At 72.6% G+C, this 23030-nt stretch carries 14 protein-coding genes; 4 read left to right on the top strand and 10 right to left on the bottom strand.

Going from position 1 to position 23030, the window contains the following annotated elements:
- Positions 1-6 precede the first annotated feature (6 nt).
- A complete protein-coding gene (locus tag ACIRP2_RS12275) occupies positions 7-3843 on the top strand; it encodes a multifunctional oxoglutarate decarboxylase/oxoglutarate dehydrogenase thiamine pyrophosphate-binding subunit/dihydrolipoyllysine-residue succinyltransferase subunit (RefSeq protein WP_404249082.1) in 3837 nt (1278 codons plus the stop codon).
- Between the two features lie 98 nt (positions 3844-3941).
- Here ACIRP2_RS12275 and fxsT read toward each other — a convergent pair whose 3' ends face one another.
- The 8 genes from fxsT to ACIRP2_RS12235 form a co-directional block, all read right to left on the bottom strand.
- Positions 3942-6935 carry an FxSxx-COOH system tetratricopeptide repeat protein gene (gene fxsT / locus ACIRP2_RS12270; protein WP_404249080.1) on the bottom strand — a complete coding sequence of 998 codons (2994 nt, stop codon included), beginning with the start codon at positions 6933-6935 and terminating at the stop codon, positions 3942-3944.
- Between the two features lie 81 nt (positions 6936-7016).
- Complete coding sequence (locus ACIRP2_RS12265) at positions 7017-8405, bottom strand: aKG-HExxH-type peptide beta-hydroxylase (protein WP_404249078.1); 1389 nt, start codon at positions 8403-8405, stop codon at positions 7017-7019.
- Positions 8402-9559 carry an FxsB family cyclophane-forming radical SAM/SPASM peptide maturase gene (locus ACIRP2_RS12260; RefSeq protein WP_404249484.1) on the bottom strand — a complete coding sequence of 386 codons (1158 nt, stop codon included), beginning with the start codon at positions 9557-9559 and terminating at the stop codon, positions 8402-8404. Before ACIRP2_RS12260 ends, ACIRP2_RS12265 begins: the two co-directional genes overlap by 4 nt.
- 238 nt (positions 9560-9797) lie before the next feature.
- Entirely contained in the window at positions 9798-9995 is a 198-nt protein-coding gene (gene fxsA, locus ACIRP2_RS12255; RefSeq protein ID WP_404249076.1) for an FxSxx-COOH cyclophane-containing RiPP peptide, read from the bottom strand.
- 428 nt (positions 9996-10423) lie between these two features.
- Positions 10424-14011: an SAV_2336 N-terminal domain-related protein gene (locus tag ACIRP2_RS12250; RefSeq protein WP_404249074.1), complete on the bottom strand. Its 3588-nt coding sequence runs from the start codon at positions 14009-14011 to the stop codon at positions 10424-10426.
- A gap of 7 nt (positions 14012-14018) precedes the next feature.
- On the bottom strand, positions 14019-15050 hold the full coding sequence (locus ACIRP2_RS12245) for an AAA family ATPase (RefSeq protein WP_404249072.1): 1032 nt from the start codon (positions 15048-15050) through the stop codon (positions 14019-14021).
- 106 nt (positions 15051-15156) lie between these two features.
- On the bottom strand, positions 15157-17268 hold the full coding sequence (locus ACIRP2_RS12240) for a trypsin-like peptidase domain-containing protein (RefSeq protein ID WP_404249070.1): 2112 nt from the start codon (positions 17266-17268) through the stop codon (positions 15157-15159).
- On the bottom strand, positions 17265-18020 hold the full coding sequence (locus ACIRP2_RS12235) for a CU044_2847 family protein (protein ID WP_404249069.1): 756 nt from the start codon (positions 18018-18020) through the stop codon (positions 17265-17267). The genes ACIRP2_RS12240 and ACIRP2_RS12235 overlap by 4 nt, the downstream gene beginning before the upstream one ends.
- A gap of 196 nt (positions 18021-18216) precedes the next feature.
- Here ACIRP2_RS12235 and ACIRP2_RS12230 point away from each other — a divergent pair, with 196 nt between their 5' ends.
- Positions 18217-18399 carry a DUF6104 family protein gene (locus ACIRP2_RS12230; RefSeq protein ID WP_003961784.1) on the top strand — a complete coding sequence of 61 codons (183 nt, stop codon included), beginning with the start codon at positions 18217-18219 and terminating at the stop codon, positions 18397-18399.
- A gap of 63 nt (positions 18400-18462) precedes the next feature.
- Here ACIRP2_RS12230 and ACIRP2_RS12225 read toward each other — a convergent pair whose 3' ends face one another.
- On the bottom strand, positions 18463-19353 hold the full coding sequence (locus ACIRP2_RS12225; RefSeq protein WP_404249067.1) for a hypothetical protein: 891 nt from the start codon (positions 19351-19353) through the stop codon (positions 18463-18465).
- A 163-nt stretch (positions 19354-19516) separates the two neighbouring features.
- Here ACIRP2_RS12225 and ACIRP2_RS12220 point away from each other — a divergent pair, with 163 nt between their 5' ends.
- Entirely contained in the window at positions 19517-20374 is an 858-nt protein-coding gene (locus ACIRP2_RS12220; protein WP_404249065.1) for a DUF4097 family beta strand repeat-containing protein, read from the top strand.
- A gap of 1 nt (position 20375) precedes the next feature.
- Positions 20376-21359 carry a helix-turn-helix transcriptional regulator gene (locus tag ACIRP2_RS12215; RefSeq protein ID WP_404249063.1) on the top strand — a complete coding sequence of 328 codons (984 nt, stop codon included), beginning with the start codon at positions 20376-20378 and terminating at the stop codon, positions 21357-21359.
- A gap of 244 nt (positions 21360-21603) precedes the next feature.
- Here the strand turns inward: ACIRP2_RS12215 and ACIRP2_RS12210 are convergent, their stop codons facing one another.
- The gene (locus ACIRP2_RS12210; protein WP_404249061.1) at positions 21604-23010 is read right to left on the bottom strand and encodes a cellulase family glycosylhydrolase; all 1407 of its coding nucleotides are present in this window, start codon (positions 23008-23010) and stop codon (positions 21604-21606) included.
- Positions 23011-23030: the final 20 nt, after the last annotated feature.

Raw genomic sequence — 23030 nt, 5'->3', positions numbered from 1 at the left:
GCCGCCGTGTCGTCTCAGTCCCCCAGTAACTCGAGCATCTCGACCGACCAAGCCGGCCCGGGTTCCGACCCGGCCGCGGCTTTCGGCCCCAATGAGTGGCTCGTCGACGAGATCTACCAGCAGTACCTCCAGGACCCCAATTCGGTCGATCGCGCCTGGTGGGACTTCTTCGCCGACTACAAGCCGGGTACGTCCGGCACGGCGGACAAGCCCGTTCCCGGCGCCGCAGCCGCGGGGGCTGCGGTGACCCCGGCCGCCGCCGCACCGGCAGCCGCGCCCCGGGCCACCCCGGCGCAGGTCCCGGCTCCGGCCGCGAAGACCACCGCGCCCGTGGCCCCGGCGCCCGCACAGGCCGCTCCCGCCGCCGCTGCTCCGGCAGCTCCGGCGAAGGCCGCGCCCGCACAGGCCGCTCCCGCACAGGCCGCCGAGACCCCGGCCAAGCCCGCGGCGGCGCCCGCCACCGAGGCCCCGGCCGGCCCCGAGTACGTGACGCTGCGCGGCCCGTCGGCCGCCGTCGCGAAGAACATGAACGCCTCGCTGGAGCTGCCGACGGCCACGTCCGTCCGCGCCGTTCCGGTGAAGCTGCTCTTCGACAACCGCATCGTCATCAACAACCACCTCAAGCGCGCCCGGGGCGGGAAGATCTCCTTCACGCACCTCATCGGGTACGCGATGGTGCAGGCCCTCAAGGCCATGCCGACGATGAACCACTCCTTCGCGCTGAAGGACGGCAAGCCGACCCTGGTCAAGCCGGAGCACGTCAACCTCGGCCTGGCCATCGACCTGGTGAAGCCGAACGGCGACCGCCAGCTGGTCGTCGCGGCCATCAAGAAGGCCGAGACGCTCAACTTCTTCGAGTTCTGGCAGGCGTACGAGGACATCGTCCGCCGCGCCCGCAACGGCAAGCTCGGCATGGACGACTTCACCGGAGTCACCGCCTCGCTGACCAACCCCGGCGGCATCGGCACCGTGCACTCGGTGCCCCGCCTGATGCCCGGACAGGGCCTCATCATGGGCGTCGGCGCGATGGACTACCCGGCCGAGTTCCAGGGCACCTCCCAGGACACCCTGAACAAGCTGGGCATCTCCAAGGTCATGACGCTGACCTCGACGTACGACCACCGGGTGATCCAGGGCGCCGCCTCCGGCGAGTTCCTGCGGATCGTCGCCCAGCTCCTGCTCGGCGAGAACGAGTTCTACGACGAGATCTTCAAGTCGCTGCGCATCCCGTACGAGCCGGTCCGATGGCTCACGGACATCGACGCCTCGCACGACAACGACGTGACCAAGGCCGCGCGGGTCTTCGAGCTGATCCACTCCTACCGGGTCCGCGGCCATGTCATGGCCGACACCGACCCGCTGGAGTACCGCCAGCGCAAGCACCCCGACCTGGACATCACCGAGCACGGCCTCACCCTGTGGGACCTGGAGCGGGACTTCGCGGTCGGCGGTTTCGCCGGCAAGTCGATGATGAAGCTCCGCGACATCCTCGGTGTGCTGCGTGAGTCGTACTGCCGCACCACCGGCATCGAGTTCATGCACATCCAGGACCCGAAGCAGCGCAAGTGGCTCCAGGACCGGGTGGAGCGCCCGCGCGCCCAGCAGCCCGAGCGCGAGGAACAGCTGCGCATCCTGCGCCGCCTCAACGCCGCCGAGGCGTTCGAGACGTTCCTGCAGACCAAGTACGTCGGCCAGAAGCGGTTCTCGCTGGAGGGCGGCGAGTCCGTCATCCCGCTGCTCGACGCGGTCATCGACTCCGCGGCGGAGGCCCGCCTCGACGAGGTCGTCATCGGCATGGCCCACCGCGGCCGGCTGAACGTGCTGGCGAACATCGTCGGCAAGTCGTACGCGCAGATCTTCCGCGAGTTCGAGGGCAACCTCGACCCCCGGTCGATGCACGGCTCCGGCGACGTGAAGTACCACCTGGGCGCCGAGGGCACCTTCACCGGTCTGGACGGCGAGCAGATCAAGGTCTCGCTGGCCGCCAACCCCTCGCACCTGGAGGCGGTCGACCCGGTCCTGGAGGGCATCGCCCGCGCCAAGCAGGACATCATCAACAAGGGCGGCACGGACTTCACGGTCCTGCCGGTCGCGCTCCACGGCGACGCGGCCTTCGCGGGCCAGGGCGTCGTCGCCGAGACGCTCAACATGTCGCAGCTGCGCGGCTACCGCACCGGCGGCACCGTGCACGTGGTGATCAACAACCAGGTCGGCTTCACCGCCGCCCCGGAGTCCTCGCGCTCCTCGATGTACGCCACCGACGTGGCGCGCATGATCGAGGCGCCGATCATCCACGTCAACGGTGACGACCCCGAGGCCGTCGTCCGGGTCGCACGGCTGGCCTTCGAGTTCCGGCAGGCGTTCAACAAGGACGTCGTGATCGACCTCATCTGCTACCGCCGCCGCGGTCACAACGAGGGCGACAACCCGGAGTTCACCAACCCGCAGATGTACACCCTGATCGACAAGAAGCGCTCGGTGCGCAAGCTCTACACCGAGTCCCTCATCGGTCGCGGCGACATCACGCTGGAAGAGGCCGAGCAGGCGCTCCAGGACTTCCAGGGCCAGCTGGAGAAGGTCTTCGCGGAGGTCCGCGAGGCCACCTCGCTGCCGGCTCCGGCGCAGACCCCCGAGGTCCAGCCCGAGTTCCCGGTCGCCGTGACCACCGCGGTCTCCCAGGAGGTCGTGAAGGTCATCGCGGAGTCGCAGGTCAACATCCCCGAGCGGATCACCGTCCACCCCCGTCTGATGCCGCAGATGCAGCGTCGCGCGGCCTCGGTGGAGAACGGCACGATCGACTGGGGCATGGGCGAGACCCTGGCCATCGGTTCGCTGCTGATGGAGGGCACCCCGGTCCGGCTCGCCGGCCAGGACACCCGCCGCGGCACCTTCGGCCAGCGTCACGCGGTCCTCGTCGACCAGGTGACCGGCGAGGACTACACCCCGCTGCTCTACCTCTCCGACGACCAGGCCCGTTACAACGTCTACGACTCGCTGCTCAGCGAGTACGCGGCGATGGGCTTCGAGTACGGTTACTCGCTGGCCCGTCCGGAGTCGCTGGTCATCTGGGAGGCCCAGTTCGGTGACTTCGTCAACGGCGCGCAGACCGTCGTCGACGAGTTCATCTCCTCGGCCGAGCAGAAGTGGGGTCAGACCTCCGGCGTCACGCTGCTGCTGCCGCACGGTTACGAGGGCCAGGGCCCGGACCACTCGTCCGCCCGCCCGGAGCGCTTCCTCACGCTGTGCGCGCAGAACAACATGACGGTCGCCATGCCGACCCTGCCGTCGAACTACTTCCACCTCCTGCGGTGGCAGGTGCACAACCCGCACCACAAGCCGCTGATCGTCTTCACCCCGAAGTCGATGCTCCGCCTCAAGGCGGCCGCGTCGAAGGTGGAGGAGTTCACCACCGGCGGCTTCCGCCCGGTGATCGGCGACGACTCGGTGAACGCGGACGACGTCCGCAAGGTCGTCTTCTGCGCCGGCAAGGTCTACTACGACCTGGAGGCCGAGCGTACGAAGCGTGGCGTCACGGACACCGCGATCATCCGTCTGGAGCGCCTGTACCCGCTGCCGGGTGCCGAGCTGCAGGCCGAGATCGCCAAGTACCCGAACGCCGAGAAGTACCTCTGGACCCAGGAGGAGCCGGCCAACCAGGGCGCCTGGCCGTTCATCGCCCTGAACCTGATCGACCACCTGGACCTGGCCGTCGGCGCCGACGTCCCGCACGGTGAGCGTCTGCGCCGCATCTCGCGCCCGCACAGCTCGTCCCCCGCGGTGGGCTCCGCCAAGCGCCACCAGGCCGAGCAGGCCCAGCTGGTCGCCGAGGTCTTCGACGCCTGACCCGCTGCTGTACGAACCAGGGCCCGGTCCCGCGCATCGCTCGCGGGGCCGGGCCCTTCGGTGTGCGGGCGCCGCCGGTGCGCGGGCAGCGCCCCGTCTCAGACGGTCGGGGGCTCGAAGTCCCAGTACGGGCGGTTGCGCGAGCGGGCCGAGACCGTATGGACGTGCTGGGCGCCGAGGGTGGTCGCCAGGTCGCCCAGCGCCTCGTTCTCGACCTTCTCGGCCCGCTGCCGCTCCCGGACGCCGCGCAGGTCCGCGGCGTGGGCGATCCGGGCGGAGAGGGTCAACGGGTGGGTCCGGCCGAGGGTCTCGGTGGCCCGGGTGATGACCGCGTCCGTCAGCTCGGCCGCGGTTTCCGGGTCCCCCACCAGGTTGCGCAGCGCCGAGGCGTTGATGGCACACCCCAGGGTCCAGGGGTGGTACTCGCCAACGGCCTGTGTCAACGCGGCGAGGGCCCCTTCCAGCAGTGCGTGGGCGTGGTCGCGCTCGCCCACGTTGCGCAGGATCAGGGCGTGGTTGGCCCGGGTTCCCGCCACGAAGGGGTGGTCCTCGCCGAGCATGTTCACATAGCCGTCGACGACTTTCTCGCTTATGCCCCTGGCCTGGTCGATGTCCGCGTGCTCGCGGGCGAAGCAGCTCTGGCCGGCCGCGAACATCATGGTCAGCGGGTCGCCCTCGCCCAGCACCCGTTCGCATCGCTCCAGCACCCGGGTGAACAGGGCCGAGGCCGTGGCGCGCTCCCCCGAGCGGTATTGGCACTGCGCGAGGTTGTACTCGGCTCGCAGGGTCTGCGGATTGTCGTGGCCCAGGACCAGTCGGTGCACCCGGACGCTCTGGTTCTGGAGCGACAGCGCGTCGCCGTAGCGGCCGAGCAGCCGCAGGTCGGTGGCGTAGCTGGTCTGGGAGGACAGGGTCCAGTTGTGACGCTGGCCCAGGAACTGCCGACGGGCCTCCAGAGTCCGCTGGTTGAGCTCCAGCGACTCCTGGTAGCGGCCGAGCAGCCGCAGTGAAACGGCCAGGTTGTTCTGGGCGTTGAGCGTGCGTGAGTCCTGGTCGCCCAGCAGTTCACGGTAGGCGGCGAGGACCCAGCCGGACATCTCCAGTGCCTCGTCGTACCGGCCGAGGCCCCGCAGGTCGGCGGCGAGGCCTCCGGCGGCGCGCAGGTGTTCCAGGTCCTGTACGCCGCGCTCGGTGCGCAGATGGTCCACGGCGGCGCGTTCGATCGCTTCCGTACCGGCGTAGTCACCGACGGCCCGCAGCAGGTTGGCGTAGTGGTAGCTGAGGTCCCAGATCCTGGGGTGGTCCTCACCGAGCAGTTCCCGCCATGCCTTCATGGCGCGTTCGCCCAGCTTGATGCCGGCCCGGTACTCCCCGGAGAGGTACATGTAGCGCAGGCAGTTGAGCACCAGGGTCTGCACCGCCGGGTCGGTGCTCTTGAGCACGTCGGCCCATTTCAGGTGCGGGGTGATCTCGGCGTAGGCGGGCCACAGCCGGGTGTCGGTGGGCCTGCCCGGGTCCGCGGCCGCGAGAGCCCGGCGGACCACGTCGATGAACTCCCGGCGGTCCCGTTCCGTCATGTCGTGGCCGACGATCTGGTGGACCATGCGGTGCATGTAGAGCGACTCGCCGGACGACGCCTCGTCGACGGCCGATTCGTGGGACTCCAGCCGGACCACGGAGTACTGGCGGAGCTGGCCGATCGCCTTGTTCCACAGCAGCGGGTCGTTCATCAGCCCGGAGACCTGTTCCGGCAGCTCACCGGCGGGCATGTCCTTCAGCAGCCGCACGGGGATGGAGCCGGGTGCGAAGAAACTGCACAGGCGGAGCAGATCGACGGACTCGGGGACGGTGTCCTTGAGCTTGTTCAGCAGTATCGACCAGGCGGTCTGGAAGGCGAGCGGAAAGTCCGCGGAGACCTTGACGACGTCCTGGTCGATGCCGCCTTCGAGGAGTTCGATGTACTCCTCGACCGACAGGTCGGAGTCGTTCAGCCAGCCCGCGGTCTGGTCGAGGAGCAGCGGGAGGTCTTCGAGCGTGTAGGCGAGTCGGTCCGCTTCGGCAGGGGTCAGGCGCGGGGCGCGGCGCCTGATGAAGGCGACCGACTCGTCCCGGTTGTAGACGGGTACCTCGACGAGGTTGCTGTTGTGCTCGCCCCACTCCGGGTTGCGCGAGGTGATGAGGACGTGCCCGGGACCGGTCGGCACGAGGTCCCAGATGTGTTCGGGCTCGTCGGCGCCGTCGAGGACGAGGAGCCAGTGGGAGTGCGGTTCGCCGCGGCGCAGCGCGTCCCGTACCGCGCGCAGCCGCTCGCCGTACTCGACCCCGGTGGACAGGCCCAGTTCGGGGGCGAGTTCGGCGAGCCTCTGGCGGTAGAGCGCACGCCGGTCGGCGGGTACCCACCAGACCACGTCGTACTCGGAACCGAAGCGGTAGACGTACTCCGCGGCCAGTTGGGTCTTGCCGACGCCGGACATGCCGTACAGGGTCACGACCCCGGCGCCGGTTCCGGCGTCCTGGAGGGCCTGGTACGCCTTGTTGAGCAGTTCCTCGCGCCCGGTGAACCGGGTGTTGCGGCGCGGTACCCCGCCCCACACCTCGGGGGTGTCGGCCGGGTACCGGGGGCCCGGCCGGGTCTCGGCGGAGGCGGGCAGCGGGTCCGTGGGCAGGCCCAGGCGGGTCAGCAGCCGTCGTTCGGCCTCGTCGGCGCCGACGTTGGTCAGGTCGGCCGCGCCGAGTACGGCGGTGGCCCCGGGCAGCGCGGAGGTGGTGACGGAGACGGCGGCGAAGCGGTCGGGATCAGGGGCGACGACTTCGCGCAGGGCCCTGTTCCACTCGTCGTGGCTACGGGGTCCGAGCTGGAAGTACCAGTCGCTGAGGATCACCAGGACCTGGCCCCGGGACAGGGTCAGGTCCCGCAGGGTCTCCTCCAGCGGAGTCTCCACCGGGGGGTCCCAGCGCTGCTGGACCACCGTCACGCCACGCCGTTCCAGACGGTCCGCGATCCACGCCGCCCAGGCGCGGTTGAAACCGGCGGAACTGATGGTGACGGTCTGCGCCCCGGTTGCTCCAACTTGCTTACGCGTTCCGGGCATTCAACCGTCTCCCTGCCTCGATGCGAGCCTTTTCAACATACACCGGAGCATGGTCGCTCCGACCTCTGTCGCGGGGGCTGTTCACTGTGTTCGCGAGCCGTTCCTCTGCTGCCATATCACCTTGGTGGTGGCCACGTACGCCTGTGCCCGCGCGAGATGACCCGTCGGGGGCGGACAATCGTCCAGACGGTGGTAGAGCGTGATCATCTCGTTGACCAGCAACCGGCCTTCACGGGTCAGGGCAGCCGATCCCGCCAGGACGGGCAGCACCGCACCGACCTGTTCGCGGCAGCGGGCGTGCTCGGCCCACGCCAGGTCGCGGTGGGTGACACGCCGCGCGGCGAGCGCGAACCGCTGCCAGTAGTCGGCGAGGGCGAGGTGCGAGTAGGCGCCCTGGAGAAGGCCGTCGAAGGGCCGCGGGTCGGAGCGCCAGGGCGCGAAGTGGCGCGGCGTCGCGTCCTCGTGGTGCAGCGGTGCGAGGGAGCCGAGGGCGGCCAGTTTGGTGTGCTGGAGTTCATGGACGAGGGTCGAGACGAAGTAGGCGGGGGTGGCCGGTCTGCTGGTGAGGACGGCGCCGAACGCCTCGCGTCTGGTGCCGCTGCAGTGCGCCGTGCCTGCGCCGACGGGCGCGGAGCCGGGGGGCGGGCCGAGCGGCACCAGACAGCGCAGCAGGACGGCCGCTTCGGTGAGGCGGTGTGCGCCGCCGACACGGAGCAGGGGCGCCACCCCGGACCAGGACTCGGCCCAGGCCTTGCGTTCGTGGTCGTCGACGTGGGTGGCGGCACTCAGCCCGTGGCGCCGGAGCCCGTCCCCGCCGGTGCGGTACGGATCGACGTCGTCCAGGGGCACGGGTCCGACACCGCCCGGCACGGCGGGCAGGGCGAACACGGGCAGCCAGCGCGGGTCGGCCGTGGAGGTCGTTCCGTCCGGTTGCGCGTGTGCGGTCAGGGGCGGCCCACCGACCGCACGCATCGTCAGGTCGCCGTCGGAGAAGGCGATGTCGACCGGTCCGGGGTCCGTGCGCAGGGCGCCCAGGGTGGGCAGGGACAGCAGCCTGCCGTGAGCGACGAGGCGGACCGAGAACACGGTTCCCGCGCGGATCGCCGCCGCGGCGGCCAGAGCGCTCAAATGGTCCAGGTCCGCGTGGAGTTCGGCTCGGGAACCGGCACCGGCGAGGCCGCGCAGACAGCGCTGCGCCCAGGGGCCGACGAGGGGGTGGAGCAGGACGGTGCGCACGGCGGCCCGGTCGGCGCGTTCCGCCGTCTCCAGCAGAGCCCAGTCCTGACGGAGCCGGTCGAGCAGCCGGGGCGGGCAGACGGTCGTGGGGGCCGCCTCGGCCGCGTCGAGCACGGCACGCAGGAGGAGGAGCCGTCGGGTGTCCTGGTCGCGTACGAGCAGGCGGAGGGTGTCGGCTCCGCCCTCGGTGCGGCCGAGTTCCTGGAGAGCGTGGTCCGGGAGTGGGGGGATCATCGGTGTTCTCCTGCGGTTGCGTCGGACAACCGGCCCGCGATGTGGCGTACCAGCCGTTCGAGATCGGCGCAGTAGACCGACGGGTTGGTGAAGCCATGGGCCGCGTGGTAGCGGTGCGCGTAGTGGCCGCCACCGCAGACGTTCAGCAGCGGGCAGGCGCGGCAGGCGTCGGCGAGCGCGGCGGCGCCTGCCTGACGGGCGGCGATGCCGGGGTGGCGCAGGGCGTCGTCGAAGGTGTGGCGGAAGATGTCGAGCCCGGTGGCGGCGGCCGTGTCGTAGGCGGACTTGAGGGAGTCCACCTGTTCGATCGTCCCGTCGGTCTCGACGACGACGGCGTTGACGGGGTCGAGGCCGAGCGATTCGGTGGCGGCGGGCAGACCCAGCAGCAGGGCGAGGCACTCCTCGAAGAGCCGCACCCGCGTCTCCCGGCGTCCGGCCCGCCACCAGCGGTCGAAGACGGTGGTGAGCCAGTCGCCGTACGGGGTCGGGCGGCCCGATCCCGGCCCTGCGGGGGTCGTTCCGGCGACGGGCAGTCCCGGCGGGGGGTTCGACCAGTTGCCGTGCGGCAGCAGCAGGTCCAGGGCCGGTGGGCGCAGGGCGAGCAGCGACTCGTACGTCTCGATCGGGTCGGTCCGGGGGTCGACGACGGTGAGGATGCCGGCGTACGCGCCGGGGTACCGGTCGGCCAGGAGCCGGGCGCCGCGCGAGGCGGCGGGCCAGGAGGGGCGTCCGGCGCGGTCGGTGCGCAGGGTGTTGTGGGCGGCCAGACCACCGTCGAGGCTGATGCCGACGCGTATGCCGTGCCGGGCGAGAGCGGCGACGCGCGCATCGGTGAGCAGGGTGCCGTTGGTCTGCACGGTGGCGTGGACGGCGCAGTCCGCGGGCACCAGGTCGCGTACCCGGTCGGAGAGGGCGGCCAGCCGGTCGACGCCCGCGAGGAGGGGTTCGCCGCCGTGCAGGACGAGGGCCGCGCCGCTCAGTCCGTGGGCCGCCGCGTGTTCGGCGATCCGCTCCGCCGCGCGGTCCAGAACGGCGGGTGCGGCGGCGGCCGGGCGATCACGCCAGGTCCGGTCCGGGCCCTCGTAGAGGTAGCAGTAGCGGCAGGCCAGATTGCAGCGGCCGTGCACCTTGACGATGAACTGACCGAAGGGCAGCGGGGTTCGGCCGTCGGCGTGGGACCCCGGACGTCCGGGCGTGTGCGGCGTCGCCTGTCGAGACACTCCGGCACCCCCGTGCTGCACGTCTCCGGGACCGGCCCCCGTCGCCGGCCCGGAGCGAGTATCCCTGGCCTGCTGCGCGGGCAAACCGGTCCCGGACCACGATGTCCTGTTCAACCGGTACCCGGACCGAAATCATGCGTCCCCTTCCGGAGAGGCACCCCGGCGCCCCGGTTCAGAAGGCGTTGGTGAATCCCCACAGCATCTCCCGCGGCTGTTCGGCCCGGCCGCGCAGGTCCGCGACCACTTCGCAGAGCACCGGGTGGTTCAGCGTCCGCAGGGCCTCCAGATCGAGTTCCAGCAGATCCGGCAGCGCATCCGTCCCCTTGGACCGTCCGTCGTCCGGCCCGCCGTCACGTATCGACTCGCTCATCATGTCTCCCCGTACTGCCGCATCGAGCCGCCGGTGACGTGCTCGCCCTTGAACACATCCCGTCGAGCCCGCGTCCCTGACCGCGTGTCCCTGCCGGCACGGCACCGGCACCCGTACTGCCGCCGCCCGCACCCCGTTCGCCCCTGCCGCGTTCACGAAGAGTGCCCGCGCGCCCGCCCGTGGCGTCGATGCGAGCCATGGGCACCTGTCGCTCCTGTACCGATGCCCCGCACAGCCGGGCATACGCCTGGCCGCGGGCGCCGCCGACCGGCGTCGGTCGTACGCCGGTCGCACACGGCACACATCACCCCGGCGCCGGGTCGCCCGGGCCTCTCGCTCGGATCATGCCGGGCTGGCGTTCCCCGGCACCGTGCCGCGCCGATCCTGCCCGACCGAACGAGGGACCCTGGTGCTGTCCCGTCGAGCAGTCAGCGCTCCAGCTCCGCCAGCCGCTCGGCGGTCGACTCGCCCGCCGCGCCGCCGCCGTCCGGCAGTTTGCGCCATTCCTGGCGGGCCGCCCGGTACGCCTCGCGTGCGGCCCGGGGGCGTCCCGCCCTTTCGTAGGTCATACCCCGCCAATGGTTGGCTGTAGCACCCAACTCGACTGCTTCTTGGCGCTGTTGCGGACTCTCCAGCTCCACTTCTGCCGCGCCGGCCGCCTCGGCAGCGTCCCGGAACGCCTCGGCCGCCTCGTCGAGCCGGGCCGGACGTCGCAGGACCCGGGAGGCGTCCAGGTGGGACAGGCCCAGTTCCAGCCAGCAGCGCGCCGCGGTCAGCGGATCGGCGGCCTCCTGGGCGGCGAGCCCGAAGAGATGCTCGGCCTCCCTCAGGTCGACCCGGTCCTCGGTGGCCCGGTGCCGCAGCATGAGCGCCCGGCCCAGCATCAGCAGACGTTCGGCCTGGCGTGTACCCCCTGTCGCCGTCTCCGTACGGCAGTCCCGCAACACCCGTACCGCGGCACCGATGTACGCGCGTCCGTCGGGCAGTCGGGCGCGGCGCAGCAGCGTGCCGCCCCACTCGGCGAGCAGATCGGCGTGGGCCTGCGAGTCGCGCGGGACACCGCGCGCGGCGCGGGCGAACCAGTCGGCCGCTTCGACGAGGGCGTCCGGGTCGCCGGTGTGTTCGTAACGCGCGACGCGGACCCGGCCCGCCCGGGTCTGGAGCAGGGCGCGCTGCCGCTGCTCCCGCACGGTCTCCAGGGCCTGCTCGATCAGCGTCGCGGCCTCGTCCGGTTCCTCGCCCGAGCCGAGCAGGGCGTCCACGAGGTCCAGCAGGATGCGCACCCCGGTTCCCATGGTGTGCCGGCCGCCGCCCTGTTCGAACGCCGTCCGCAAGGAGCGTGCCGCCTGTCCGGCGTACACCCGGGACTGTTCGCTGTCGACGGTGGCCCCGGCCAGCTTCAGCAGGGTACGGCCGTGGGCCAGCGGCAGGGCGGTGGGGCGGTTCTCCTGGTCGGGCCAGACATCGGCGAACGCCTCCAGCATGCCGTACGCGGCCTGCAGCAGAGCGGTGTCTCCGTCGAGCCTCCACTGTGCCTCCAGGGCCCGGACCCGTTCCAGGGTGAGCCGGAGCGCCTCGGCGGGTTCCAGACCGGGGTCCGAGCAGGCCGCCGTGTACTCGCGGTCGGCGCGGCGCAGCAGCTCCAGTGCGCCGCGCCGGTCACCGCGCCGCCTCCGGTCGTCCGCGGCGGCGTGCAGCACCTTGGCCAGCACGGCTCGCTCGCGCACCGCTCCGGGGTGCGCGGTGGCCCGTTCGGCGGCGTACTCCGCCTCGCGGAGCAGCTCGGCGTCCCCCTGCACCTCCCACAGCCGCAGGACGCAGCGCGAGTACTCCGCCCACAGCTCGGGGTCGGCGCCCGGCTGCTCCTCGCGCTCCGTGGCGCCCCGCAGCAACTGCACGGCGTCGATCAGGTACTGCACCATGCTGTCCGATTCGAAGTGCCGTACCAGGACGCGGGCGCTCTCCACCGCCGCGTTCGGGGTCTGGACGGAGCCGCGGTGGGCGTCCTGGCCGGTCTCCATCACGAACTGCTCGGGCAGGGGCATGAATCGCTCCAGTACGCGGACCGCGACCTCGGCGAAGGGGTGCGGGACGCGCGACCCGCCGCTTGTGCCGCCCTCCCCGTTCTCGTCACCCTCTTCGAACTCCCCGTCGGGCGAGCCGCTCCCCGTGCCGTCCATGGTGGGGGTGGCCCGCGACGAGCCGTACCGGCCCTCGCCGAGCTGGGCGAAGGCCAGGGCCGGGAAGTTCGGCCCGCCCTTTCCGAAGCGCTGCTCGATGTACTGCGAGCAGTGCTTGAGCACGAGCAGCGCCTCGTCCCGGCCCAGCGGGCCGAGCAGCGCCTCCCGCACTCCGGGCGCGAACTCGTACCACTGGCCGCCGTCCTCGGCGCCGTCCTCGCCCTTGCTCCGTGACAGCAGCCCGCTCAGCAGCACCTCGGCGAGTTCGGACGGCCCCGAGTGGGGCAGCATCGTGCGCTGCACCAACTGCATCACCGGCAGGTACAGCGGGGCCGCCGCGAGGTAGACGGCCAGTTGTCCGGCGCCCGGGGAGGCCGCCGAGCGGAAGCGGCTGACCAACTGGAGCGAGGACAGCCCGTCACCGGGACGCTGCGCGGCCGCCGCGGGCTGATCGGCCCGCACCCAGCCGACGGCTCCGGAGATCCGCCCCGCGCCGGTACCGGACAGCAGCCTCGCCCAGGCCGCCAACGCGCCCTCCACCGGCGGGAGTACGGGGATCGCCAGGGCTCCCGGATGCACGGCCGGTCCCGTACCGGCATGTTCCGTGACCTTCAGTACGGCGGCTCCGCCCGGCCCCTCGCCGCGGGACAGCGAACCGTAGGTGACCGGCAGCCTGGTCCGGTTCCACATCCGCTGCGGCAGGGGCTGGAGCACGGCCGTCGGCGCCTGTCGGGCGAGCCGGTGCAGCAGACGGTGGGCCCGGCCGCTGTGCCAGAGCGGACCCGCGCAGTCGCTGACCAGTACGGTGACACGGCGGCCGGTCGGATCGCTCAGCCGGTCCGCGGAGTTCAGCGGTGCGGCGACCGGATCGGGGCTGCGGCTCACCGCGGCCGCGCCGTCGGGGCCTTGGTGCAGATAGCGCACCTGAACATCCCGGAAGGCGCCCAACTGGCCGAATATCTGCTGGATCTCTCCGAACATCCGGTCCCACACCAGCATCGACGACGAGGCGTCCATGACGCACTGCACAAGCGCCTCGCCTCGGGACGCGCCGCGGAAGACCGGCATGATCATCCCGCCGGACCGGGCGCTGAGTTCCGCGGTCGCCGTCTCGTCGAGGGCGCGGCGCAACGGGGGCGCCGCCGGGCGGTATCGCTGCAACGGGCGCAGGGCCCGCTGGAGTTCGAGCGGCGCGGGCAGGGCCGGGGCGGCGGGCACGCCGAGGGAGAGCGGCCTCGCCCGCCCTCCGCCGATGGCACCACGCGCGCGCCCGCCCGAGGCGTCCGGACGGCGACCGGCGGGTGGCCCCGTGCGGGGCACGGGGTAGAGGTGGATCCGCCGGTCGTCGCCCCCGGGGCCCTGCTCCTCCACCGGCTCGTCCTCGTCCGCCACGGGGGCCCGGGCCTCGTCGCGGCCGGTCACCGGCGACGTGGGCCGCTCGTCCTCCCCGTTCTCCCGTGCCCGCTCGAAGCGGAGCGGCGGCCCCGCCTCGTCGTCCTCGTCGTCCGGCGCGTCGGGGTGCCGGGTCCAGCGGGCCAGCCAGAGGGCGTCGCAGAGCTGTTCGGCATCGGGGTCGAGCCCGGCCTCGCGCAGCCGGGCCACGAACACGGGCAGCAGGCCGCCGTCGTACGGCAGGGAATCCGGGTGCGGCGCCGGTCCCGAAGCCGATTCCGACGTCGTCTCCGGCACCGGTCCCGAGGCCGGTCCCGAAACCTGGGCCTCCTGATCCCGCGCGGCCTCGTCCCGCACCTCGCCGTGAGGACCCACGCCCTCGCCCGGACCGTCGTCGGGACCGGGCCCGCCATCCGGTCCGGGCCGTGCCGTACCGCCGGCCATCAGCCCGTCACCTCGGCCGGTCGAGTCGCTGGATGAGCAGATCGGCGAGACGGTCGCGGCCGGCCGGCGCGGCGGCGTCGGTGAGATAGATCGCGTTCAACAGCTGGTCGGTGGCGAGGAGTTCGCTGCGGGAGCGTTCCAGGAAGTGGGCGATGAGATCGTCCCCGGAGCGTGCCGCCTCGTCGCCGAGGTGGGCACGGACGAAGGTCGCGAGCCGCTGGTGGTCGGGGCGGCCGAGTTCCAGGTGGATGCAGCGGCGCATCAGGGGCGCCGGGAAGTCCCGCTCGCCGTTGCTGGTGAGCACCACGAACGGGAAGGACCGGCACTGCACCCGGCCGTCCCGCACCTTCACCTTGTTGCCGTCGTCGTCGAGGACCTCCGCCTCGCCGCCGGGCAGCCGGTCGGTGATCCGCTCCAGTTCGGGGATGGCGAACTCGCCCTCCTCCAGCACGTTGAGCAGGTCGTTGGGCAGATCGATGTCGCTCTTGTCGAGCTCGTCGATGAGCAGCACGCGCGGTCGGTCCGAGGGCAGCAGCGCGGTGCCCAGCGGCCCGAGCCGGATGTAGCTGCCGACGCTCTCCGCCGATTCGACGCCGGTCGCCCCGCCCGCCGCGCCGTGCGCGGCGATCTGCACGTCCTGGAGCCGGGCGATCGCGTCGTAGTGGTAGAGCCCGTCCTGGAGTGTCGAGCGGCTGACGACGGGCCAGCGCAGGACCCGGCCGAGCCCCAGCTCATGGGCGACGGAGTGGGCCAGCGTGCTCTTACCGGCCCCCGGGCTGCCGGTGACCAGCAGCGGGCGGCGCAGATAGAGCGCGGCATTGATCATTTCGAGCTCTTCGGCACCCGGCCGATGGAGTTCTGCGAGGTGCCGGTGGCCCCCGAGGCGACGGTCGGCCGATCCGTCGCCACCGCGCCCGTCGGGCTCCGACGCACCACGGCCCGCGAAGTCCCGCCACGGCGGCGGGGGCGGCAACTGCTCGATGCCTTCGTGCGGTTCGCCGGCCCCTCGGTAGATGAGCCACTCGCCTGGTTCACTCATAGCGTGTTCCTCGTCGTCACTCGTCCGCCAGGGGAAGCAGTCGACCGTGCATCACGGTAGCGATCCGATGTACGCCCCGTAAGGGTCCGGTCGGCGCGGTCGTCCCTCATGGCGCCTCCAGGAACTGGTCGGAGCCGGGCAGTGGGTGGTGCGGGTCGTCCCAGTAGAGGGCGACGCCGTCCGACCAGTACGTCTCCGTACGGCCCGCACGTACCCCGCGTCTCAATTCATGGACCTTCTTCGGCAGTTGATCGGCCGTACGGGCCCCGGAGACCGACTCGGCGGCGCGCCGGTGGAAATCCGCGCAGACGGCGGCGGGCTCGGCCGCCCGGCGCCGCCACAGGGCCACCCCGAAACCCCCGTCGAGCACCCGTCCGAGACCGGCCGCGGTCTCCGGGTCGGGCCGGTCCCCGTATCTGCAGAGCACCGGGACGGTCTCGTACGCCAGTCCGCGCAGCTCCTCCACCACGGCTACGGGTACCCGCATTCCGTCCTCGCAGTCGACGACGGCGGCCTGCATCGGGGCCGTCATGGTGCGGTTCCAGCGGGCCTCGCGCTCGTCGGGGCCGTCGTCGGCCGCCCGCGGGCGGTGGTCCAGGCGGCGGACGACCACGGGGCGCAGCACCCCGAGCGGCCGCCCGTCCGGCGGCACGTGCCATCCGTCGACCTCCAGGTCCATGAGGGACTGCGGTACGGCGACCTGGAGCACTGCGGGGTCGTCGGGTGCGTCGCACCGCCGGAACGCCTCCGCCAGCGGCCCGGCGAGGCGGACCGGGAGAGCCTCCGGTGCGGTGCCCCGGCTGTCCTCGGCGACGGGCAGGACGTCCCCGGTGTGCTGGACGACGCCGATCCGCCAGTCGTAGCGGTCCCGTTCCCAGCCGCGCGGCTCCAGCTGCAGCAGGACGCACGGAGCGCCGCGGGTCCTGGTGGGTTCGAGTACCGGCGCCGGGGTGCGCAGATGCTCGCGGTCGGGGGTGAGGCGGCCGTTGTGCCGGAGCCCGGCGAGCTCGTGGCGGAACTTGCGGGAGAGCCGGTCCTCGGCCATCCGCTTCACCCAGTCCCACAGGGAGTCCTCGGCGAGTCGGGTGGACGGCAGGACGTAGGGGCGTTCGGCGGAGAGGGCGCTCATGCAGTAACGCAGGATCAGTTCCAGCGCGCTGTCGCCGCCGGGGGCGTCGTACAGCGTCCCCAGTCCGTCGCGCCAGCCGCGCGGCGCCGCGTGGTGCTCGGTCGGGTGGGTGTCGGGCAGCCGGTCCAGGAGGTCGAGAAGGCTGCGGGTGCTGAGCGGCGGCGGGAGTTCGGCGAGTCGGCCGAGCAGGTCGACGCGCTGCTGGGGGCTGAGTGCGAGCCCGGCGCCGGCGCCCAGTTCGCGCTGGAGGTCGGCCCAGGTCCGCTCGGTGCCGACCGGGCTGCCGTGCCGGTCCGCGTGGTAGCGGTCGTGGGCGTGGAACACCGCCTGGTAGGGGTCGTCGGACTCGGTGGCGACGGCCCCGGGCGGCACGGGCAGCGTACGCAGCCGCTCGACACCGATCGAGGTCCCGCCGGTCGTGCCGTCCGATCGCGACTTGAGTACGCCGACGACCTCGCCGCGGGCCAGGTCCACCACGGGTCCGCCGGACAGGCCCGGGTACATCCGGTCGCCGTCGAGACGCATCTGTTCGTCGTCCTCGGCCCAGTCGCCGAAGGTGCCCATCACCTGGCAGCGCCCGCTGAACCGGGTCAGCTGCCCCGATCCGCCGCCGGTCCAGCCGGTGTAGAGGACCGAGCCGCCGCCGAACATGCCCGCCGGTCGTTCGGTGACGTACACACAGGGGTGCTCGACGGGTCTCAGCAGCCGGATGAGCGCGAGGTCGGGGGCCGGCCAGCCGCCCGAGGGGGTCGGCACCCGCACCCCGCCCGGCCCGGCCGGGCCGTGACGGCCCTCGGGCAGGGCGGCGACCACGGTCCCCTCGACCGCGGTCTCGGCGCTGCCGGGGTCCGGCTTGAACACCACGCTCACCTGACGCCCCTCCCCCTCCATCGCCACGTGCGCGCACGTGAGGACCCAGCTCGGGGCGATGAAGAAGCCGCTCCCCAGGAAGCCGCGGTCGGATCCGTCAGGGGCATACCCGGGCTCCGGGCGATGGATGCGTACGGTCGCGGCCATCACGAGGCCCGCCAGCGCACGGTACGTACTCTCCGAGCCGCCCCCTGCGCCCCTGCCCGGCGGCTGCGTCATGAGTGGCTTCCGGTGCCCGGCCCGGCCCCGTCGGGATGCGCCGGTGCGCCGGTGGATGCACCGGCGCCCGGAGGGCCCGCAAGGGCGTCCGCATCCGGCGTCGTCCCCGCGGACGCTCCGTCGTCCGGTGGCACGGCGGGCGCGACTGCGTCCGGCGTCGCCGGGGACGCGCCCGGATCCGAGGTCGCCGCCGGGGGTGCCGCGGGCACGGGCGGGTGCCCGGGTGGCGAGGAGGGCGGGGGTGGCATGGGCGGGACGGGTTGTGGCCGCGGCGGGTCGTACGGCGCGGCCTGCCCGCCGGGGGCGGGATGCGGTGCGGCGTGCCGGGGCGGGGGCGCCGCACCCTGCCCCACCGCCGGCACCCCGCTCTGCGCCGGGATCGGTGGATCGACGGGCGGACCCCCGCCGTTCCACGTCAGCGTGACCTTGATGCCGCCCTTGGCCTCGCCGTCCGCGAGGAGACCGACGACCTTGCCGGCCTTCGCGGTGAGCTCGATGCCGAATTCGACGCTGACCTCGTCGGGCCGCACCGCTCGCAGCGGCTCGGCGAGCGAACGCGCGACGCTGGTCACGACCGCCTGCAGGCTCTCGACCCGGGCCTGCACGCGCTCGGCGAGGTCCCCGTACCCGATGTCCGTGAAAGCCGGACCCCGGACGGGTTCGGCCAGCTCCTCCGCCCCGGAGATCCGCGCCCAGACCGGTGTGCCGTCCGGCATCTCGATGCGTGTGATGCGGGCCTCGCTGTCACCCATGAAACCCCCCTTTCCCCCAACTACCCGCAGGCTAACGGCAGTACGCGGCCGATGCGAGACACATGGACCATGACGCCGGGACGCCGCCGACCGGTTCTCGGCGGGTTCCCCGTGTCCCCGCGCGGCCGTGGCGGACCGCGCCCGAGGGCGCGCTCCCGGCCGTCGTGGGGCTGTCACCAGGCATTAGGCTTGCCGCATGTACTTCACCGACCGCGGTATCGAGGAGCTGGAGAAGCGGCGAGGCGAGGAAGAGGTCACCTTCGAGTGGCTCGCCGAGCAGCTGCGGACGTTCGTCGATCTCAATCCCGACTTCGAGGTGCCGGTCGAGCGCCTCGCCACCTGGCTGGCCCGCCTCGACGACGAGGACGAGGACGAGTAGCCGGTCCGCTCCACCCCTGACCGGTTCGTTTCCGGCCCTCGATCGGTCCGTGCCGGCCACGGATCAGTCCGTCGCGACCACTGACCGACCCGGCCCGGTCATGGATCGGTCCGCCGCGACGGCCCCGGCATCCTCGGCCCTGAAGCGGTCGTACGCGAGGCCGAGCGCCCCGTGCACCGTCAGCAGCGTCCCGGCGAGGGCCCAGCCGCCGCTGCGGTGCCCGATCCCCCAGAGGGCGAGCGGCAGTCCGGCCGCCACCTGGGCGCCGCCCAGAGCCCGAGCCCTGGGGCCGCGCATCCAGGGACCGAGGCGGCTGTTCCCGACCGCGTCGGGTCCGGTCCGCACCGCCTCGCGCCGGCCCGTCCAGCTGATCGCTTCCGCATCCGGCCGGCCGTCGGCCGCCGCGTACAGCCGGTCGCCGGGCGTGTCCGGGTCCAGGCCGGGCGGGAGGTCGAGCCCGATCCGGGTGAGGACGGCGAGCAGCCCGCGCAGCCGGATGCGGGCATCGGCGTCCGGGTCCGCGCGGGTGAGCTCTTCGAGCGCCTGGACATCCAGCACGGGGTCGAGGCCCAACCCCTCGGCGAACGTACGCATCGCCTCGTCCTCCCCGACCGGGGTGCCGTCCGCGAGCCAGACGTAGCCGACCGGGCGGCGGAATCCGTACGCCAGCGTGTGGCCGGCCCGGTCGCCGTCCCACCACAGCGCGAGGACCGGCCAGGTCGAGCCGACGGCGAGCGCGGCGGCCCAGCCTGCCACGACCCGGTCGACCGGCTCCGCGTCCACATCCCCCTCGCCACCGTTCCGCCAGGGCCTTCCCTCGGGGACGAGGACGGACCAACCGTCCCCGGCGGGCGCGAGCAGCATCCGCTCGCGCAGCAGATGGGCCACCGTCCGCACGTTCTCGGGTTCGGCACGGCACAGCAGCAGCGCCCCCACGGGGGATGTCGCGTTCATGCCTCACACGCTAGGGCAATTCGCCCCTGTTCGACGCTATTCAGCCCCATGGACCGACCGGCGCCGTCACCACCTCCCTTGACTTCTCCGATCCGCGATATATCGTGTTCAGCAAGAGACGCGATATGTTGCGTCATACGGAGTGTCCCAGGAGGTCAGAACCATGCCTGTGTCGACATGGGCCATCGACGAGCCCCGGAAACTGACCTTCGACGACCCCGTGACCTCACTCAATGTCCGCATCGTCGGGGGCGCCGTCAACGTCGTCGGCACCGAGGAGCGCACCGCCCGGCTGGAGGTCTCCTCGATCGAGGGACCGCCGCTGATCGTGACGCAGGAGGAGGGCACCCTCACGGTCACGTACGAGGGCCTGCCGTGGAACGGCTTCCTCACGTGGTTCGACCGCAAGGGCTGGCACCGCAGCGCGGTCGTCTCGCTCGCCGTGCCGGCCGGGGCGGCGGTGGAGGTCGGCGTGGTCGGCGCCGGAGCCGTGGTCTCCGGCATCCGTGGGCGTACGGACGTGCGGGGCGTCACCGGCGACACCACGCTCGTCGGACTCGCCGGCCCGGTCCGGGCCGAGACGGTCTCCGGCAGCGTGGAGGCGCAGTCGGTCACCGGAGAGCTGCACTTCCAGACGGTCTCGGGCGACCTGACGGTCGTCGAGGGCGCGGGCGCCTCGGTGCGCGCGGAATCCGTCAGCGGCAACATGGTGCTGGACCTGGACCCCACCGGGAAGCCCACGGACGTCCGGCTCACCACGGTGTCCGGCGAGGTCGCCATCCGACTGCCGCACCCGGCGGACGCGAAGGTCGAGGCGAACACCGCGAGCGGCGCCGTCTCCAACGGCTTCGAGGATCTGCGGGTCAGCGGACAGTGGGGCGCGAAGAAGATCACCGGCACGCTCGGCGCCGGGACCGGGAAGCTGCGGGCGACGACCGTCTCGGGAGCGATCGCCCTGCTGCGCCGTCCACCGGCCGAGGACGATCCGTACGATGCCGCCCCGACCGGAAAGGTGCTCTGACATGCCTCCCGTATTCGCCCACGGGCGTCTCCGCCTCTATCTGCTCAAGCTGCTCGACGAGGCCCCGCGCCACGGCTACGAGGTGATCCGGCTCCTGGAGGAGCGCTTCCAGGGTCTGTACGCGCCCTCGGCGGGCACGGTCTATCCGCGCCTCGCCAAACTGGAGGCCGAGGGCCTCGTCACCCACGCCACCGAGGGCGGCCGCAAGGTCTACTCGATCACCGACGCGGGCCGTGCCGAACTGGCGGGCCGCACCGGCGAACTGGCCGATCTGGAGATGGAGATCCGGGACTCCGTCTCCGAACTGGCCGCCGAGATACGGGACGACGTACGCGGCGCCGCGGGCAAGCTGCGCAGCGAGATGCGGGCCGCGGCGCACGAGACCAGGCACACCTCGACCGGCTCCGGCCGCACGGGTGACTGGGAGTCCGTCTTCGGCGACCTCGGGGACCTCGGCGACAAGGAGGCGTGGCGCGCCGCCAAGGAGGAGCTGCGCAAGGCCAAGCAGGAATGGAAGGAACAGGCCCGCCGGGCGAAGGACGAGTCCCGTCGCGCCCGTGAGGACGCCCAGCAGGCCCGCCGTCAGGCGAAGGAGGCCCAGGACAGGGCGCGCGAGCAGATGCAGAACGCCGCCCGCCAGGTCCAGGAGCACTTCGCGCGGGGCGACTGGCCCACCGGTGTGCGGGAGGGGCTGGCCGAGATCACCGGCCAGCTGGGCGGCTTCGCCAGGACGGGCGGTTGGCCCCCGTACATCAAGCCGGAACCCGCCGACGCAGACCCCGAGTGGGGCAAGGACACCGCCTCCACCGGCGACCCGGCCCGTGACCTGGACCGCCTGCTCGACCGCTTCCGCGACGACATCCGCGACGCGGCCCGCGACCGGGGCGTCACCGAGGAGCAACTGACGCAGGCCCGCCGTCATCTGTCGACGGCGGCGGCCCATATCGGAGCGCTGCTGCGGAAGGAGACCGACGGCGGAAAGTAGGGAGCGGCGCGGAAGGGGGACCGCGCGGAGCGAGAGCCGGAACGGAACAGAGACCGGCACGGACCGGGGAACGGCACGGGACAAGGGTCGGCACGGAGTCCCGACCGGCGGGCGAGGGGCCGGCACGGAGGCCGGGGAGCACCCCGGCCTCCGCCGCCCCGCCGCTCCGGCCCCTCCCGTCCCCCGTCTCCCCTGGGGCCTCTCAGCCCGCCTTCCGCTCGCGACCCGTGCCGCCGAGTCCGGTTCAGCCGCGCGGCGTCCGGGTGACCGTGACCGTGACGTGCGCTCCCTCACGGGCCCGGATCCGCACCTCTCCCCCGTCCCTGCGGACCTGGGCCCGGCCGCTCACCGCGACCCGCCACTTCCCCGCGGTCGGCGGCAGGGAGACCTCCGTGGTGCCGCGGCGGCCCGCCGTGTAGGAGAGCCGGTAGACGCCGGTGGCGTCGTCGTACGTGTCGGAGTGGACGGTTCCGGCGACGGCGGGCGCGTACGGCGTGGCGGTCCGCTCCTTGTTCGCCGCGAAGGCGCCGTCCTTGTCGAGTGCGCAGTACCCACCGCCGTAGCACCACACATAGCCGGCCCAGCCCGAGGTGTAGCGGCTCAGGGAGGCCATCGCGTCCTGGTAGAAGCGGCCCATCCGAGGAAGCGTGTTGTTCAGCGGGCCCCACTCGCCGACGACGACCGGGATGTGCCGCCGCTCCGGGTACGCGGTGACGGCCGCCTCGTACGACTCGATCCAGCCCTCCGACGGATCGTAGTCGGCGCCCGCCTCCATCGCGGTGTTGTAGAAGTGCGGTGCGTAGACGGTCCGGTGGTCCCTGATCGCCCCCAGTCCGGTGGGGACGCCCTCACCGACGGCGGGGGTGGGCTCGACGAACAGCCAGTTCGTCCGGTCCACCGAGCGGACCGCGCGGGCGAGCCGGTTGTACATCGGGGTGAGCTGCCGGGACTCGATGCGACGGGCGGCCGTCGCCAGGTCCTCCCCCTCCTCGATCTCCCCCATCGGCTCGTTGATCAGGTCGTAGCCGAGGACGGCCGGGTGGTGTGCGTAACGGTCGGCGACGACCTTCCACATCCGCGCCTGGGCGCGCTGGAGATCGGGGTCCTCGTAGAGGTGGGTGAAGGCCCGCTGCACGGCGGGCTCGAAGTACTCGGCGAACCAGTCGTCGGGGTGCGGGGTGAAGGGCAGGCCATCGGTGCGGGTCGCCCAGGCCGGGATGCCGCGATGACCGAACGCCGGGCCGAAGACGTCCTGGTGGGCGTCGAGCACCACGTGGACACGGTACTTCCGCGCCCAGCCCAGCACCCGGTCGATCCGCCGCAGATACGCGACGCTGTACTGGCCCCGGCGCGGCTCCAGGTCGTCCCAGAAGATGAGCAGCCGGGCGAATCCGAAGCCCTTGGCGCGCAGATCCCGGAAGTGCTTCTCGGTGATGGCGGTCAGCGCCTGGTCACCACGGTTCGCCTTGTCCTCGACGTTCCAGCCGCGCAGCGTGAGAGTACGGCCCTCGTCGTCGGTGAGGCGGGGGACGCCGGTCCGGTCGGGCGGCACGGGGCGCGCGTCGGCGGCGGGGGCGAGCGCCCCCGCCGCGAGCACGAGCGAGGTGACGACCGAGGTGAGTACGCTGCCCATCCGCATCCGCTTTCGCATGGCGCAGATGAGAACAGCTC

The sequence above is a fragment of the Streptomyces sp. NPDC101194 genome (assembly GCF_044767885.1).
Taxonomy (GTDB): domain Bacteria; phylum Actinomycetota; class Actinomycetes; order Streptomycetales; family Streptomycetaceae; genus Streptomyces.
This window is presented reverse-complemented; position numbering and strand designations above follow the sequence as displayed.